Below are 15396 nucleotides of genomic sequence, written 5' to 3'. Positions count from 1 at the left end.
TGGTGGGGGCTCTGTCCGGGCCCCGTTGTTGTATCGGTGAACGGGAGTCGCCATGAGGCTCTGCATCGCCACATTCTCAGTGCTCCTTCTCGCGGCGTCTCTCATCGGAGCGACGGCAGCGGCGGCCGATGAGTTCGATGTCGTGCCCGGCGGCGGTCCGGCCGAGGTCACGCTTCTCTCGAGCGGGCCCGACCGCGTCGTCCTGAGGCTGGACCTCGGGACCCTGCTCTCCGAGCACGTCGTCATCCGGGGCGAGGAGCGTGAGAGGCTCCGGCTTCCGGGTCATCCTCAGCTTCTCATCGCGGGCGACCCCGACCTCCCGGTCGTCAGCGCCTCACTGGTCATCCCCGACGATGCGCGGATGCGCGTCCGCGTGCTGGACGAGACGTTCGTCGAACTCGGCCCGGCCGCGCTCGCTCCGTCGAAGGGCAGCCTTCCGCGTTCGGTCGATCCACGGACCGTCGATCATGTCTTCTCGGATGTCTTCGAACGGAACGCCTGGTACCCGGAGGCGCTCGTCGAGCTCGGGGAGCCGTTCATCATGCGCGACGTCCGCGGGACGACGGTCCGCATGCACCCCGTGCGCTGGAACCCCGCGACCGGCGCGCTGCGCGTCTGGACGAGCGTCACGTTTGCGGTCGAGACCGACGGCCCCGGCGAGAGAAATGTCCTGACATCCCGTCCGCCCTCGTCGAGCCGGGAGTTCGAGACGCTCTACCGGACGACCTTCCTGAACTACGGGACGGACCCGAGCCGCTACCCCTCCGTCGCCGAAGACGGACCGATGCTCATCATCACGAACGACTCGTTCTTCGAGGAGGTCGCGCCCCTGGCGCAGTGGAAGAACCAGCGGGGACTCGAGACGACGGTCGCGAAGCTCACGCCGATCGGCAGGACGCCGGACGACATCAAGGACTACATCACATCGCTCTACAACGCCGAGGGCCTCGCCTACGTCCTCCTGGTCGGAGACGACGACCAGATGCCGTACTTCACGTACTCGGGACAGGCGGCCGACCCGATCTATTCGCTCATCGCGGGCTCCGACAGCTACCCTGAGCTCTTCGTGGCGCGGCTCTCCGCCGAGAGCGAGGAGCAGGTGGAGGCGCAGGTCGAGCGCTGGATCGAGTACGAGCGCGATCCGCAGCCCGGAGCCGACTGGTACCGCCGCGCCTGCTGTATTGCCTCGGACGACGACGGCGGGACGGGAACGCCCGACTACGTTCACATGAGGGCTGTTCGCGAGACGCTCCTCGGCTATACCTTCACCGAGGCCGACACGCTCTACGACCCCGGCGTGACCGACGACATGATCCGTGACGCGGTGAACGACGGGCGAAGCCTCATCAACTACCTGGGGCACGGCTCGACGATGGGGTGGTCCACTGGGACCTTCATCAACAACGACGTCAACTCGCTCGTGAACGTCGACATGCTGCCCTGGATCGTCAGCGTCGCGTGCCGGACGGGCCAGTTCACCGACAAGACCTGTTTCGCCGAGGTCTGGATGCGGGCGACCGAGGGAGACGCGTCGACGGGGGCGGTCGGGATCTACGCGTCGACCGTCGGTATGCAGTGGGTACCGCCTCTTGCCGCTCTCTCCGAGATCAACCACCTGCTGGTGACGGAGCAGATGCGCACGCTCGGCGGGCTGTGCATCAACGGCGCCTGCGCGATGATCGAGGACCACGGGTGGAGCGGGGAGGCCGAGTTCAAGAGCTGGCATCTCTTCGGAGACCCCAGCCTGCTCGTCCGCTCCGACACGCCGTCGCCCACGACGGCCGCCCACCAGGGCTACGTCGATGACAGGCAGCACTCCTTCATCGTCCAGACGACGCCGGGTTCGACGGCGGCCCTGTCGAGCAAGGGTGTCCTGATCGGCGCGGCGGTCGCCGACTCCATCGGAGTTGCGGATGTCCCGATCGACGGGACGCTTCCGGAGGACTTCGTCACGCTGACCATCACGCGGTCGAACGGCATGACGCTGATCCAGAGCCTGCCGGTGGACGACGGCACGGGTATCGGCGACCCGGCACGGTTCGCGCTGGCGCAGAACACGCCCAACCCGTTCAACCCGGTGACGACGATCCGCTACTCGGTCCCGGCCGACGCGCGCGAGGCGATGCTCGCCGTCTACGATGTGAGCGGGCGACACGTCACGACGCTGGTCGATGGACCCTCGGAGCCCGGTGAGCACGCCGCCGTCTGGAACGGGACGGATGCCTCCGGCCGGCCGGTCGCCAGCGGCGTCTACCTCTACCGGTACGAGGCCGGCGGTCGTCGGGACACGGGCAGAATGGTGCTGCTGAAGTAGATGCCCATCCCGCGCGATCCCCGGAGACGGGGCCCAGCATGCCGTCTCGTTCGTTCTCGCTCCAGAGACTCCTTCTCTCCATTCTGACCGTCGCCGCAGCCGGCGCCGCGCTGCTCCTGGCCCTGGACGGCCGCGGGACGCCGAACGGCGCCTGGGAGCGTCAATCCGGCTCATCGGAGCAGGGAACCTATGCCTTCGAGATGTCCCTGTCCGAGGGTGGTTGGCCGGGCGTCGTGCTCGACGGCGTGCTTGAACCGTCCACGCTCATGTCCAACGTGTGCGGTGCTGACGATCAGGGGTTCCCGTACGTCGTCTTCTGTGACTATGCTGAACCCGAGGGCATCAGGGTCTACACGACAGAGGTCCGGACGACGGCCGGCGACACGGTGGCACATCTCGTCGACACGCGTCTCGTCAGCGCGCTTCCCTCGGAGCGCGGAGCGCCCGACCTCCTCACGTGGCTGCCCGAGGTGTGGTGCGAGCCAGTCGGGAACACGGCCCTCTACGACACGGTGGGCCTCTTTCTCCACAATTACGCGAGCGAGTTCCGTTTCTCCGACCCCGGCACGGTCGAGCGAGCGGTCGCTCGGGCGGCGCGGGGTGAGAGCCTCGTCGTGGTCTCGGGTCTGTCCGTCGTCGGCAGCGAAGGCGCGGCCCGACAGCGTTTCCCGCTCGACCCCCGGTACGTACCCGGCGCTGGTGTGCCGTACAGGACGGGCGGGGAGTCGGTCGTCATTGCGGAGTCCGACATCGGGTACCAGAACACCGATCTCTTTCACATGCTCTTTGACCAGCCGACCCTCGACGACGGTGACCGTGTGAAGATCACGGACACCGACGACCTCGGCGGCAGCCATCGCGGTCTCCTCGCCGTCGCCCCGGAGCGGCAGCGCGTCGCGTGGTACCGGCGGCTCGGCGTGCTGTGCCTCAGACACCATGTGGTCGACCTCGACGGCGACGGATCTGCCGAGATCCTGCTGGAGACCTACGGCGCCGAGAACGACGTCAGCGGAGGAGGCACGACCGACGCCGGGTGCGCCTACGTCCTGTGCCTTGATCAGGGAGGCAATATCCTCTGGCGGCATCGCGTACACGGCGTCTACGTCGGTACGCAGGCCGCGGCGGCCGAGCTGGCCGACAGCCCGGGGCTCGAGGTGGCGGTCACGTGGTCGAGCGGCTACAGCCAGCGAACGGGCGGGGCCGTCGTCCTGTCGGCTGGAGGGGAGGTACTGGCCCGCCGGGACGACCTGGGGGGCCTCTACGGTCTGGTCGTCGCCGACGTCGATGGTGACGGGAACAGCGAGCTTGCGACCGGCGGTCCCGACCGGCATAGGTACCTTCTCAGTGCGCAGCTCGCGATAGAGGCGAGCAGTGTATCGGACGAGGACCTGCTGCTGCCCGCCGGCGGGGCTTCGGGCCCGTTCATGGACTGCGGCGTCAAGTGGCGCAGCCGGACGATCCCGGTGGCCGCCGCCGATCTGACCGGCGACGGCCTTCACAACGTCGTGGCGGTCGAGACGGCCTGGTCAAGGTGGGACGACGTGCCCGGCGGCGGGACGCTCTGGTGCGGGCGCGGCGACCTGGTCGTGCTGGATGCCGAGCTCGAAGAGCACGCGCGGGCAGCGTGTGACTGGAGCTCGTCGGTGTCGGGACGCTACCCGAACGACATGCCCGCGTGCATGCGGGTCGAGGCGTTTCCGCTCGACACGGACGCCGACGGCGAGGACGAGCTGTCGGTCTGGATGCGAACCGGCGGCGTCTACGTGTTCGACCGGTGCGCCCCGGGCGGGTAGCGCACCGGTCGTCGTCTTCTGACCTTCGGTCGCGGCCACGCGACTCGCGGGCCGACTAACTCGCCGGCATCCAGCGCAGGAGCGCGTCGACCTCCGCGGCATACAGCTCCTCGTCGCCCTCGCTGAAGCCGATGTGCCGGTACATCAGGCGTCCCGCATGGTCGATGATGCACGTCGTCGGGATCCCGCGCACACCGTAGGCGTCGAAGGCCTCCCTCTCGCGGTCGTTCAGGATGATGTGGACGGCTCCCTGCTCATCCAGGAAGCTCTCGCCGGCGCCGGGTCTCCGGCCACCGTCGATCGAGATGAACGACACGTTATGTCCCTCATACCGCTCGTTGAGCTCGACCAGGTGTGGAAACTCCACACGGCACGGGCCTCAGCCATAGCCCCAGAACGCGACCACCACGACGTCACCCCGGAGGTCCTCGAGCGACACGACCTCGCCGTCCCGGTTGGGGAGGGAGAAGTCGGGCGCCTGCTCGATGCCCTCGTAGCGGAGCGCCGCTACCATATCGTCGAGCGCGTCCGCGGTGCCGTCGCGGGCTTCGAGACGGTCTGCGAGGAGCCCGCGGGCCGGATCGTCCGCGTCGGGTGAGCGCGCGGCGACCGTCGCCAGAAGCTCGATCGCCCTGTCCTCCGCCCCGGCCGCATCGTATGCGTCCAGAAGGTGGTCGACCATGACGACGTCGAGCGACAGCGACTCGGACATTTTCTCGACCGCTTCCTCGAGGTAGCGAACGGCGAGGTCGTGGCGGCCTGCCGCATACGCGGCCCAGCCCGCCGTGTCGAGAATGTTGACGCTGTCTCGCCGGGACGGCGCGAGCTCGAGAGCCCTTTCCGACAGTTCGAGAGCGAGGTCGGGCTCGAAGCCGCGCTCCGCCATGTCGTAGGCGACCTCGTTCATGAGGCTGGTCGCCTCGAATCCAGCGAGAGACATCATGTCATCGACCGCTCGCCCCGCTTTCTGAGGAGCGTCGTCGACGCCGAGACGGTAGGTCTGGACGAGCGCGAGCCCGCGCGCTGTTTCGTCCGGGGCCGTCTCGAAGAGCGAGTCCGCTGCAGCGAGTCCTGCATCGAGGCCGCGGCGCTCGGCGACCGACTCGACGTACGCGCGGTATCCGAGATCGACCGGATAGATCACGTACTCGGCCGTGCCCTCCTCGACGGCGAGCGCGTAAGTCCGCATCGCCGCCTCGAGAGCGAGCTCCTTGTCGGTCTCCGGGTGCTGCGCATGGAGCCACGCCGAGACGGCGAGCGTCTGTGAGGTCACCTCCTCCATGCCGAGGAGCTCGCGCAGAATGGCCTCGCCCCGCACGTACGCCTCCGGGTCCTCGCTCTGCATGTACCGGAAGTCGAGATAGGAGAGAACCTCCTGGCGGTGCGCGGGCGGGAGCGTGAGCGCGGCGAGCGACTCACCGAGGGCAACGGCCCGTTCTTCGCCGTGCGCCTCGGCCGCGCTGTCGAGACCGACACCGAGGACACGCCAGAGCGGCTCCTGCTCGAGTCCGGGATGCTCGAGCACGTACTCGAGTGCGGCCGTCGACCGGGCCGCGGGGTCGGTCAGCGCGACGATGGCATCGATCTCGGCCTCGGTCTGATCGCCTCCCTGACGGAGAGCGAGCCCGAGCCCCGCCGCGATGACGGCGATGACGACGACGATCCAGAGTCCTCTTCGCATGGCGCCTCCAGTGTACGTGAAGCGTCCTACGCTGCGATGCGCGGGCGCTCCGCAAAACGAATCCTGTTCATTCACGCCGATGCTACACGACTTCGGCGTTGACTTCCAGTCCATCCCTCCGATACGCTATCTTCTGTAGTCTACTGGAGATGCGGATGAGGGGAGCCCCGAAACACCCCTGGGCCGTCTCGGTCCAGGAGGCGTTCCGGATCCAGGAAGAGCTCGTGGCGGAGCTCGTCCTCGACGATGTCGGGGGCGAGCCTCACACGTTCGGCGGCGTCGACGTGGCGTTCGACCGGCGCCGCGACCTCCTGTACGCGGCCATCGTGGTGCTCGACCCCGGCTCGCTCGAAGCGACCGAGGTCTCGTGGGCCTCGATGAAGCCGACGTTTCCGTATGTTCCGGGTCTGCTGTCGTTCCGTGAGGGCCCGGTCGTGTGCGCGGCCTGGGAGAAGCTCGGGACGCGGCCCGATCTCCTCTTCTTCGACGGGCAGGGGATAGCACATCCGCGCGGTCTCGGGCTCGCTTCTCACATGGGCATCCTCCTGGAACGGCCGTCGATAGGGTGCGCCAAGTCGCGTCTCGTCGGCGAGTTCAAGGAACCGAAGCAGAAGCGCGGATCGATGCGCAGTCTGCTGGTCAAACGGCGCAAGGTGGGCGTCGTCCTGAGAACGAAAGACAACACCCGGCCGCTCTTCGTATCGCCCGGCCACGCCGTCACCATCGAGACCGCGGCCGCCCGCGTGCTGGAGACGTGCCGGGGCTACAGACTGCCGGAGCCGACGCGTCTCGCGCACAATGCTGCTGCGCGTGCCAAGCGCGGCGAGCTCGGTCCGGGCGACTGAGGAGCATCAGGTGAGGCGCGTCGCCGGAGGCGCCGCGCTGGAGGGAGTCCGGGTGAAGGCGTACGAGAACGGGATGGGGGGTGACAGGATGCCGAACACGTTTCCTGCCTGCCGCATGTGTGAGAAGGGTGTGCTGGTGCCGCTGTCCGACTACGGTCGCGACGGGGCGGCGATCACCTACAAGGCGTGGGTGTGTTCGAACCCGAACTGTGGTTTTCATCTGAGGATCGACAACGGCGAGATCAGCCGCGGCAACCGGGTCAATGAGGGAACGAAGTAGCTCCTGACACGATCCGGCGTCCGGTCACGGCCCCCGACGGCCGGCGTTGTGCCCGAGAGGTCCCGCCCGCGCCCGACACGCACGAGGGGGGAAGCCTTGTTACGCGCCGTCATTTTCGATCTCGACAACACGCTGACCGACTTCATGAGAATGAAGGAGGTCTCGATCGACGCCGCCATTGAGGCGATGATCGACGCGGGTCTCGAGATGCCGCCCGAGGAAGCCAAGCGCCGCCTCTTCGAGATCTACGACCGTGAGGGCATCGAGGACCAGCGGGTCTTCGACCGGTTCCTCATGGAGGAGTACGGCGAGATCGATCCCATGATCCACACGGCGGCCGTCATCGGCTACCGTCGCGGTCGTGAGTACACACTGATTCTCTACCCGCACGTCAAGCGGACGCTTCTCGATCTCGCGAAGCGCGGCCTCAGACTCTCGATCCTCTCGGACGCTCCCCGCTTCCAGGCCTGGTCGCGCCTCTGCTACCTCCAGCTCGAGCACTTCTTCGATCACGTCATCACCTTCGAGGACACGAACGTCAGGAAGCCCGACCCGGCGCCCTTCCTCCGCGCGATCGAGCTTCTGGAGATGAAGCCCTCCGAGGTGCTGATGGTCGGAGACTGGCCCGCGCGCGACATGACGGGCGCGCACGGCGTCGGGATCAAGACCGTGTACGCGAAGTACGGGGACACCTCCGGCGCCACCCGCTCCGGCGCGGACTACGAGATCGACGACATCGCGGAGCTGGTCACCATCGTCGACCAGCTGATGGCCGACGAGGACGGATAGGTCAGCATGATCCGAGGGGTCGGGACCGACGTCGTCGAGATCTCACACTTCGAGGAAGTCGTCGCACGATCGAGGCCGGGGTTCCTCCGGTATCTCTTCACCGAGCAGGAGATCGAACACTGCGAGAGGTTCCGGGAGCGTATGGCGTCCTACGCCGCGCTCTTCGCGGCCAAGGAGGCGTTTCTGAAGGCCCTCCGGACGGGACTCGCGCCGGGCATGCGATGGACCGACGTCGAGGTCGTCCACGAACGGAGCGGCGCCCCGACCCTCCGTCTTCACAGACGCTGCCGCGAGCTTCTGGGCGACGGCAGCGCCCACGTCAGTCTCTCTCACTCGGAACGCGCCGCACAGGCGGTCGTCGTCATCGAGGACTAGCGCAGGGAGTATCATGAAGCTCGTGACTGCAGACACGATGCGGGCCATCGACGAGCGCGCCATCAAAGGGATGGGCGTTCCGGGTATCGACCTCATGGAGCGGGCCGGACTCGGGACGGCGCGCAGGCTCGAGAGGGTCGCCGATCTGTCAGAGGGCGACCGCGTCGTGGTGGTCTGCGGCAAGGGAAACAACGGGGGCGACGGCTTCGTCATCGCCCGCGACCTGCTGACCAACGGCATGGCTGTCCGCGTGTTCCTCGTCGGTACTGCCGAGGATGTCTCGGGGGACGCCCGCGTCAACCTCGACCGCCTCGACCCGGACGAAGTGATGGAGCTCACGGAGCCAGAGCATCTTCCCGAGCTCGTCGAGTCCCTCTCGAGCGCATCGGCCGTCGTCGACGCCCTTTTCGGCACGGGCTTCTCGGGTGCGCCGCGCGGGCTGTCCGGGCACGTCATCGAGCGGATCAACGCGGCCGGTCGGCCGGTCGTCGCCGTCGATGTCCCCTCCGGGCTGAACGCGACGACCGGCGATGCCGAAGGTGAATGCGTCCGTGCCGACTGGACGTGTACGATGGCGCTCCCCAAGCGCGGGTTCTTCCTCGGCGAGGGACCCCGGGTCGTCGGGGAGCTGTTCGTCGTCGATATCGGGATGCCGGACGAGGCCATCGAGCACGTCGGGGTCGACGACAACGTGATGCTGCCGGATGAGGCCGCGGCTCTCCTGCCGGCCAGAAGCCCCGACTCGCACAAAGGGAGCTTCGGGCGCGTGGTCGTCGTCGCCGGGTCCGCGGGCTACACAGGCGCCGCCGCGCTGGCCGCGACGTCCGCCCTGCGGACGGGCTCGGGCCTTGTGTTCGTCGCCTGCCCGGCCGGCGTGAACGACATCCTGGAGACGAAGCTGACGGAGGCGATCACCCGACCGATGCCGGCGACGACCGACCGCACGCTGTCGCAGCATGCGCTCGAGCCGGTTCGGGAACTGCTTGAGAATGCGAACGTTGCCGCCGTCGGTCCCGGTCTCTCGACCCATCCCGAGACGGTGGCGGTCGTGAGAGAGCTCGTGAGGCAGGCCGTGGTGCCGTGCGTGCTCGACGCCGACGCGCTGAATGCGCTCGACGTCGATCTCATCGGCGCCCGTACGGGGTCGGCGGAGCTCGTCCTCACGCCTCATCCGGGAGAGATGGCGCGGCTCCTCGACACGGATGTCGCTTCAGTGACTTCCGCGCGCCGAGAGACTGCGCTCGAGGCGGCGAGGCGTACGCGGGCCGTCGTAGTGCTCAAGGGCTCGGGCACGATCGTCGCGGAGCCGGGCGGAGAGACCTGGCTGAACCCGACCGGGGGCGTCGGGTTGGCGAGCGGAGGAACCGGGGATGTCCTGACCGGGGTCATCGCCTCGCTCATCGGCCAGGGACTCGAGCCGTTCGAGGCGGCGGCCCTCGGCGCGTACGTGCACGGTCTCGCGGGCGACATCGTCGAGACGCGCATGGGCTCGAGAGGGATGCTGGCCGGGGACGTGCTGGACGCCCTGCCCGAAGCGCTGCTGTCGGTCGAGGGCACGAGGGACCTGACGGGCTGAGAATCCGGTGTGAGGTCGCCACGGCGGCCGATCGGCGCACGACCAAACAGGGGGAGCGATGTCTGAGAACATCCTGAAGGACGCGAAGCGCCTGGCGAAGAAGCTCTCGGACATCAGGCGCGACATCCACATGCACCCGGAGCTGGGCTACGAGGAGACGCGCACGTCGGCGCTCATCGCGAAGACGCTCGAGCGCCTCGATATCAAGGTCACGAAGGGTGTGGCGAAGACCGGCGTCGTCGGTCTCCTGAAGGGGACGGGCAAGGGGAAGACCGTCGCTATGCGCGCCGACATGGATGCCCTCCCGATCACCGAGCAGAACGAAGTGGCCTACAGGTCGACCGTCGAGGGCGTGATGCACGCCTGCGGCCACGACGCCAACACGACGACGCTCCTCGGCGCCGCGATGCTGCTCTCCGAACGGAGAGAGCGATTCTCGGGCACGTTCAAGTTCCTCTTCCAGCCGTGTGAGGAGGCGCCGCCGGGCGGCGCCCAGGCGATGATCGAGGACGGTGTCCTGAAGAAGCCCGACGTCGACGTGATCCTCGGCGTGCACGTCGACCCGATGATCCCCATCGGGAAGGTCGGCGTCCGGGAGGGACCGATGATGGCGGCCGCCGACGACTTCCGGCTGGTCGTCCTTGGCGAGGCGGCCCACGGCGCGAAGCCGCACCTCGGTGTCGATGCGATCGTGCTCGGCTCACAGGTCGCGCTCGCGCTCCAGACGATCCCGAGCAGGCGCATCAATCCGACGCACCCGGTCGTCGTGACCCTCGGCACGGTGAAGGGGGGCTACCGCAGGAACATCATCGCAGACCGCGTTGAGTACGAGGGGACCGCCAGAACGCTCGACGCGAAGGACCGGAAACTCGTTGAGAAGATGATCGAACAGACGGCGGCCCGCGTGGCGAAGTCGGGCGGGGGCGGCTACGAGTTCGAGTACACGCGCGGCTATCCCGTCCTTCAGTGCGATTCCCGGATCACCGACATCGTCCGGAAGAGCGGTCGGGCGCTGCTCGGACGCCGGGCGGTCGTCGAGCTTCCGGAGCCCTCCATGGGAGGCGAGGACTTCGCCTTCTTCGTCAACGAGGTTCCCGGGATGATGTTCAGGACGGGCGCCGGCAACAGGAAGAAGGGCATCACGTACCCCTGGCACCACCCGAAGTTCGACATCGACGAGGACGTCCTCTGGATGGGCGCCGCGGTCCTCGCCGACTCAGGCCTCAGATGTCTCGAGGAGCTGTGATGTCCCGACGGGGCGAGCTCGACCTCATCAAGGCCATCCGCCGCCGCATCGGCGCGCCGGCACCCAGGACCGTGATCGGCCCGGGCGACGACGCGGCCGTCATCGAGCCGGGCAAGGGGCTCCTGCTTCTCACGTCCGACATCTTCGTCGAGGACGTCCACTTCCGGCGGTGCTTCGCGACATTCGAGGACATCGGCGCGAAGTGCATGACGGCGAATCTCAGCGACATTGCTGCCATGGGTGGCTTCCCGACGAAGGCGGTCGTCTCGCTCTGTGTCCCCGACGACCTCCCGGACAACGGCATCGACAGGCTCTACGACGGGATGCTCGACGTCCTCTCGCGGCACGGGGGCGAGGTCGTCGGCGGCGACATCGTCGGGACGCCCGGCGGGCTCGTCGTCTCGATCGCGCTCATCGGGGCGGCCGACCAGGAGCGGATCGTTCCGCGGTCGGGAGCGGTCGTCGGCGACACGATCATCGTGACGGGACACTTCGGAGGCGCCGAGGCCGGGCTGCGTTCGCTGGCGTCGGACCTCGACGAGAACGCGGACGTTGCGGCCGTCAGGAGCCGACACCGCCGCCCCGTCGCGCGCGTCGCCGAGGCGCAGGCGATCATCGATGTCGCCACCCCGCACGCGATGATCGACGTGAGCGACGGCCTCTCGAGCGACCTGCTGCACATCGCCGCCGAGAGCGGCGTCGGCGTCGAGATCGAGGAGGACGCGGTGCCGGTCGCGTCCGAGACCGCGCGGGTGGGAGAGATGCTGGGTGTCGGTCGGCTCGAGCTGGCCCTCGGAAGCGGCGAGGAGTTCGAACTCATTGTCACGATCCCGGGCTCGGAGCTCGAGAGAACGGTTGAGCACGTGCGCGCCGTGACGGGCACGGCCGTGACGCCGATCGGACGTGTGGTTCCCCGGGCTCAGGGCCGTCGCGTCGTGACCGGAGAGGGCGGCGAGCGGGAGCTGACGCGGACAGGGTACGAACACCTGAGTGAGACGGACGAGCGGTGAGAGAAGGACGGGAATGAGGCTTCCGTGGTTCGCCTGCGGTCTGGCCCTGGCCCTCTGCGGGACGGTCGGCGCAGAGACGATCATCTCCGGGAACGTCCTCAGCGACACGACCTGGGGACCTTCCGGGACGCCGTACATCGTGACGGGAGACGTCCGCGTTCGGTTCGAGGCGACGCTCACGATCGAGGGCGGGACCGAGGTGCGCTTCGAACCGGGCGGCTCGCTCACGACCGACGCCGGGTCGGCGATCGTCGCGGCCGGCACGTCGGGCTCGCGCATCGCGTTCAGGTCGTCGACCGCGTCTCCCGCTGTCGGTGACTGGGACGGTATCAGCGTGTACGCGTCGGCCGGCTCGTCGTTCGCCCGCTGCGATTTCCTGCACGCGGACGCCTGCCTTGAGATGAATGTCTCCGACGGCGACGTCGACCGCTGCACGTTCACGGAGAGCGTGGTCGGTATCCGCTGTCTTCGGAGCTCGCCCACGATCACCGGTTGCTCGTTCACGGGTCTGACATCGGTCGGGGTCCTCTGTTGGGGACGGGAGAGCCGGCCCGGGATCAGCGGCTCGAACTTCACCGACAACCCGTGGAACATCTACCTCTCGTCTTACACGTCGCCCCTGGTCACCATCGTGGCGGAGGACAACTGGTGGGGGACCGCCAGCGAACCGGAGATCGCCGCCGGCATCTACGACAACGACGACAGTCCGGCGGTCTACGGCGTCGTCGACTACGACCCGTGGCTCAAGGGCGAGGCCGTGCGGGCGACGACGTGGGGAGCGCTGAAGGCGCTGTTCAGATGATGAACATATCGAGAGGCTAACGAACCGCCTTCTGCAAGGGGCTTTCTGACACAGGCTGCACAGCCCGTAGTTTTATTGTTGACGCGCTGAACAGCTTGTGGTATCTTAGTAAGTGGACTGGGGATCAAGGCCTTCGACCTGACAACAGGTCGAGGGCCTTCTTTGTTTTCACTCTGGGAACAGCGCGCGACCGGGAGGAGCTGGACGGTGGAGAAGCGCTCGGTTGGTCCGAGGATCGCCACGGAGGGTTCCCTGATCCGGTCGGCGGCGAGATGGGCGGGAACCTCCTGCCTTGCCCTGATCCTTCTCACGCTCACGGCGGCGACGGCTCCCGCGTCGGTCACCGCCACGCTGACGTTCGACGTGGAGGATCTCTCCATCTCGTCCCGCAGCGGCTACGATCTCGTGTCGCTGGCGGATGCCGACTACACTACCGCGATCTCCGAGCCAATGCTTCCCGCAGTCACCGTCCAGCTTCTTCTTCCCTCCGGATGCGTCGCGCGCTCCGTGTCGGTCGAGTGCGTCGACACGGTCGCCGTTCCCGGTTCGTACATGATCTCTCCCGTTCCCCGGCCGGCCGCTTTCTCCTCTCACGAGGCAGCCATCGCTCCCCAGCCCAACAGCGAGACATACATGTCGAGGCTGCCCTATCCTCCCAAGGTCGCAAGGCTGGTCGGGGACGGGACACTGGCCGGACACCGCATCGCGAACGTCATCGTGACGCCGCTTCGCTATGTCCCGGCGACCGGCGAGCTCAGCCTCGTGACGGAGCTTCATATCACGGTCGAGACCGCGCCAGGGCGGGCACTGCGCGAGCCCACCGGCGAAGCGGCCCTTCGTGCCGTCAGGCGGTCCGTGGTGAACGCGGACCGGGCTCCCGCTCGCGTCCGGACCGGGGGAAGTGCAACGGTGCGCGAGCTCATCGTGACGACGCCGGCGCTGGCCCCGGCCTTCCAGGAGCTGGCCGACTGGAAGACCCGGAAGGGCGTCCCCGCCGAGATCCTGACGATCGATGAGATCCTCAGCGAACCCGCCTACTCCGGCGTCGATACGGCCGAGGCCATCAGAAACGCCATCACGGACTACGCGGAGAACCGGGGCACCGAGTACGTGCTTCTGGGCGGCGACACCGGACAGGTGCCGGCGCGTCTCGCACACGACTTCTTCTATGACCAGGGTATCCCGTGCGACCTCTACTACGCCGACCTCGACGGCTCGTGGGACGCGGACGGGGACGGCCGCTGGGGCGAGATCGACGACGACGCCGTCGACATGTTCTCGGACGTCTTCGTGGGCCGCGCCCCGGTCGTCGATGAGGCCGACGCGGCGCTCTTTGTCGACAAGGTGCTCGCGTACGAGGGCGCGCCGTTCGACGTGGTGCCCGATTTCCAGCTCGAGATGGTGCTGCTCGCCGAGATCCTCTGGGATGACCCCGACCCCTACACGGACGGCGGCGTCGCTCTGGACATGCTGGTCGACGACTACGTCCCGAACCGTTTCGGTCCGACGACGAAGCTCTACGAGCGCGACGGCACTCTCTCGAAGACCGTGGCCCTCGCCGCCATCGACGCTGGCTGCGGCATCGTCGCCCACGAGGGGCACGCCAACATCGGTCGGGCCAGTATCGGTCCGGACAATCTGGTGAACGCCGACATGGACGCGCTCGCGAACGGCGCCCGCGGCGGCCTCTTCTACTCTGTCGGCTGCTGGTCGGCGGCCATCGACCACGACACGTTCGCAGAGCACTGGCTCCGCTCTGCAACAGGTGGAGGCGTCGCCTACGTCGGGAACAGCAGATACGGGTGGGGCTGCCCCGGGTATCCCGGGCAGTGCGTGTCCGATCTCTACAGCCAGCAGTTCATGAACTCGCTCTTCACGAAGGAGCTTGCTCACGCGGGCCTCGTCCACGCGGACGCAAAGCACCAGTACGTCGGCACCGCCATGACCGACGACTACATGCGGTACGCGATGTACGAGCTCAACCTCCTGGGCGACCCGGAGATGCCCATCTGGACCGACACTCCGGTCGAGCTCGACGTCCAGCACGATGCGGAGATCGAGTCCGACGGCTCGCCGGTCGATCTCGCCGTCTCGGTCACGGCCGGCGGCGGAGCGGTCGAGGATGCCGTCGTGTGCGTGATGTCGATCGACCGCTCGATCTATGAGGTGGTCTCGACCGACGCCTCGGGCCTGGCCGTTCTCTCCGTCGATCCCGGTCAGCAGGACGACCTCCTGCTCACCGTGACGGCGCGGAACGCGGTCCCGTACGGCGCGTCGGTCGGCGTCGTGGGAACCACGGGCATCGTGACGCCGGGAAGCACCGGATCGAGAACGGCGCTCCTTCCGAACTATCCGAACCCGTTCCGCGACGCCACGAGCGTCGCGTTCGAGATGGCCGAGCCCGGCCGCGTCACCGTCGCCGTCTACGACGTGAGCGGCAGGCTCGTAAGAACACTGCTCGATCGTCACGTCGCCGGCGGATCCACATCTGTCCGCTGGGACGGGCGCGATGAGAACGGCCGTCAGGTCGCCTCCGGAACCTATTTCGCCCGGATGCAGACGGACGGCGAGCGCTTTGACAGAAAGGTCCTTCTGATCAGGTGAGTCGCCGGGCCGGCCACCCTTGAAGGTCAGCCGGACGGTCCGGACGTCGGTCGCCGCGACAGCAGCACGTTCCGTGCTTCA

13 protein-coding genes are annotated in these 15396 nt (G+C 67.7%); 11 read left to right on the top strand and 2 right to left on the bottom strand.

Annotated features, from left to right (window positions below; genetic code table 11):
- The first annotated feature begins 52 nt into the window (after window positions 1-52).
- Together GF405_02985 and GF405_02980 are read left to right on the top strand one after the other, a co-directional pair.
- The gene (locus GF405_02985; GenBank protein MBD3367126.1) at window positions 53-2314 is read left to right on the top strand and encodes a hypothetical protein; all 2262 of its coding nucleotides are present in this window, start codon (window positions 53-55) and stop codon (window positions 2312-2314) included.
- A gap of 38 nt (window positions 2315-2352) precedes the next feature.
- Window positions 2353-4107 carry a hypothetical protein gene (locus GF405_02980; protein ID MBD3367125.1) on the top strand — a complete coding sequence of 585 codons (1755 nt, stop codon included), beginning with the start codon at window positions 2353-2355 and terminating at the stop codon, window positions 4105-4107.
- A 55-nt stretch (window positions 4108-4162) separates the two neighbouring features.
- Here GF405_02980 and GF405_02975 read toward each other — a convergent pair whose 3' ends face one another.
- Both GF405_02975 and GF405_02970 read right to left on the bottom strand, forming a co-directional pair.
- Window positions 4163-4474, bottom strand: a complete 312-nt coding sequence (locus GF405_02975; protein ID MBD3367124.1) for a redoxin domain-containing protein — start codon at window positions 4472-4474, stop codon at window positions 4163-4165.
- 12 nt (window positions 4475-4486) lie between these two features.
- Window positions 4487-5902, bottom strand: coding sequence for a redoxin domain-containing protein (locus tag GF405_02970; protein MBD3367123.1), 1416 nt, complete (start codon window positions 5900-5902; stop codon window positions 4487-4489).
- A 35-nt stretch (window positions 5903-5937) separates the two neighbouring features.
- On the opposite strand from GF405_02970, the gene GF405_02965 reads away from it, so the two are divergent.
- The 9 genes from GF405_02965 to GF405_02925 all read left to right on the top strand — a co-directional run bounded on the left by GF405_02965 (window position 5938) and on the right by GF405_02925 (window position 15315).
- Window positions 5938-6633 (top strand): deoxyribonuclease V, encoded by a 696-nt coding sequence (locus GF405_02965; GenBank protein ID MBD3367122.1) that lies wholly within the window; start codon window positions 5938-5940, stop codon window positions 6631-6633.
- An 88-nt stretch (window positions 6634-6721) separates the two neighbouring features.
- Window positions 6722-6913 (top strand): hypothetical protein, encoded by a 192-nt coding sequence (locus GF405_02960; protein MBD3367121.1) that lies wholly within the window; start codon window positions 6722-6724, stop codon window positions 6911-6913.
- Between the two features lie 96 nt (window positions 6914-7009).
- The gene (locus tag GF405_02955) at window positions 7010-7702 is read left to right on the top strand and encodes an HAD-IA family hydrolase (GenBank protein MBD3367120.1); all 693 of its coding nucleotides are present in this window, start codon (window positions 7010-7012) and stop codon (window positions 7700-7702) included.
- Between the two features lie 6 nt (window positions 7703-7708).
- Window positions 7709-8077 (top strand): holo-[acyl-carrier-protein] synthase, encoded by a 369-nt coding sequence (gene acpS, locus GF405_02950; protein MBD3367119.1) that lies wholly within the window; start codon window positions 7709-7711, stop codon window positions 8075-8077.
- A gap of 13 nt (window positions 8078-8090) precedes the next feature.
- Complete coding sequence (locus GF405_02945) at window positions 8091-9653, top strand: NAD(P)H-hydrate dehydratase (GenBank protein ID MBD3367118.1); 1563 nt, start codon at window positions 8091-8093, stop codon at window positions 9651-9653.
- 58 nt (window positions 9654-9711) lie between these two features.
- Window positions 9712-10899, top strand: a complete 1188-nt coding sequence (locus GF405_02940; GenBank protein MBD3367117.1) for an amidohydrolase — start codon at window positions 9712-9714, stop codon at window positions 10897-10899.
- Window positions 10881-11909 carry a thiamine-phosphate kinase gene (gene thiL / locus GF405_02935; GenBank protein MBD3367116.1) on the top strand — a complete coding sequence of 343 codons (1029 nt, stop codon included), beginning with the start codon at window positions 10881-10883 and terminating at the stop codon, window positions 11907-11909. The genes GF405_02940 and thiL overlap by 19 nt, the downstream gene beginning before the upstream one ends.
- Before the next feature lie 13 nt (window positions 11910-11922).
- Window positions 11923-12711, top strand: a complete 789-nt coding sequence (locus GF405_02930; GenBank protein ID MBD3367115.1) for a hypothetical protein — start codon at window positions 11923-11925, stop codon at window positions 12709-12711.
- 207 nt (window positions 12712-12918) lie between these two features.
- A complete protein-coding gene (locus tag GF405_02925) occupies window positions 12919-15315 on the top strand; it encodes a T9SS type A sorting domain-containing protein (protein MBD3367114.1) in 2397 nt (798 codons plus the stop codon).
- Window positions 15316-15396 lie beyond the last annotated feature (81 nt).

It is taken from the genome of Candidatus Effluviviaceae Genus V sp. (assembly GCA_014728125.1).
Taxonomy (GTDB): domain Bacteria; phylum Joyebacterota; class Joyebacteria; order Joyebacterales; family Joyebacteraceae; genus WJMD01.
Note: the sequence above shows the minus strand (reverse complement) of the source record. Positions and strands in the feature narration are given on the sequence as shown.

Coding starts and splice junctions, on each gene's coding strand:
- acpS (MBD3367119.1), top strand. CDS start 7,709: ATGATCCGAGGGGTCGGGACCGACGTCGTCGAGATCTCACACTTCGAG.
- GF405_02980 (MBD3367125.1), top strand. CDS start 2,353: ATGCCGTCTCGTTCGTTCTCGCTCCAGAGACTCCTTCTCTCCATTCTG.
- GF405_02960 (MBD3367121.1), top strand. CDS start 6,722: ATGCCGAACACGTTTCCTGCCTGCCGCATGTGTGAGAAGGGTGTGCTG.
- GF405_02940 (MBD3367117.1), top strand. CDS start 9,712: ATGTCTGAGAACATCCTGAAGGACGCGAAGCGCCTGGCGAAGAAGCTC.
- GF405_02930 (MBD3367115.1), top strand. CDS start 11,923: ATGAGGCTTCCGTGGTTCGCCTGCGGTCTGGCCCTGGCCCTCTGCGGG.
- GF405_02945 (MBD3367118.1), top strand. CDS start 8,091: ATGAAGCTCGTGACTGCAGACACGATGCGGGCCATCGACGAGCGCGCC.
- GF405_02985 (MBD3367126.1), top strand. CDS start 53: ATGAGGCTCTGCATCGCCACATTCTCAGTGCTCCTTCTCGCGGCGTCT.
- GF405_02965 (MBD3367122.1), top strand. CDS start 5,938: ATGCGGATGAGGGGAGCCCCGAAACACCCCTGGGCCGTCTCGGTCCAG.
- GF405_02970 (MBD3367123.1), bottom strand. CDS start 5,902: ATGGACTGGAAGTCAACGCCGAAGTCGTGTAGCATCGGCGTGAATGAA.
- thiL (MBD3367116.1), top strand. CDS start 10,881: ATGTCTCGAGGAGCTGTGATGTCCCGACGGGGCGAGCTCGACCTCATC.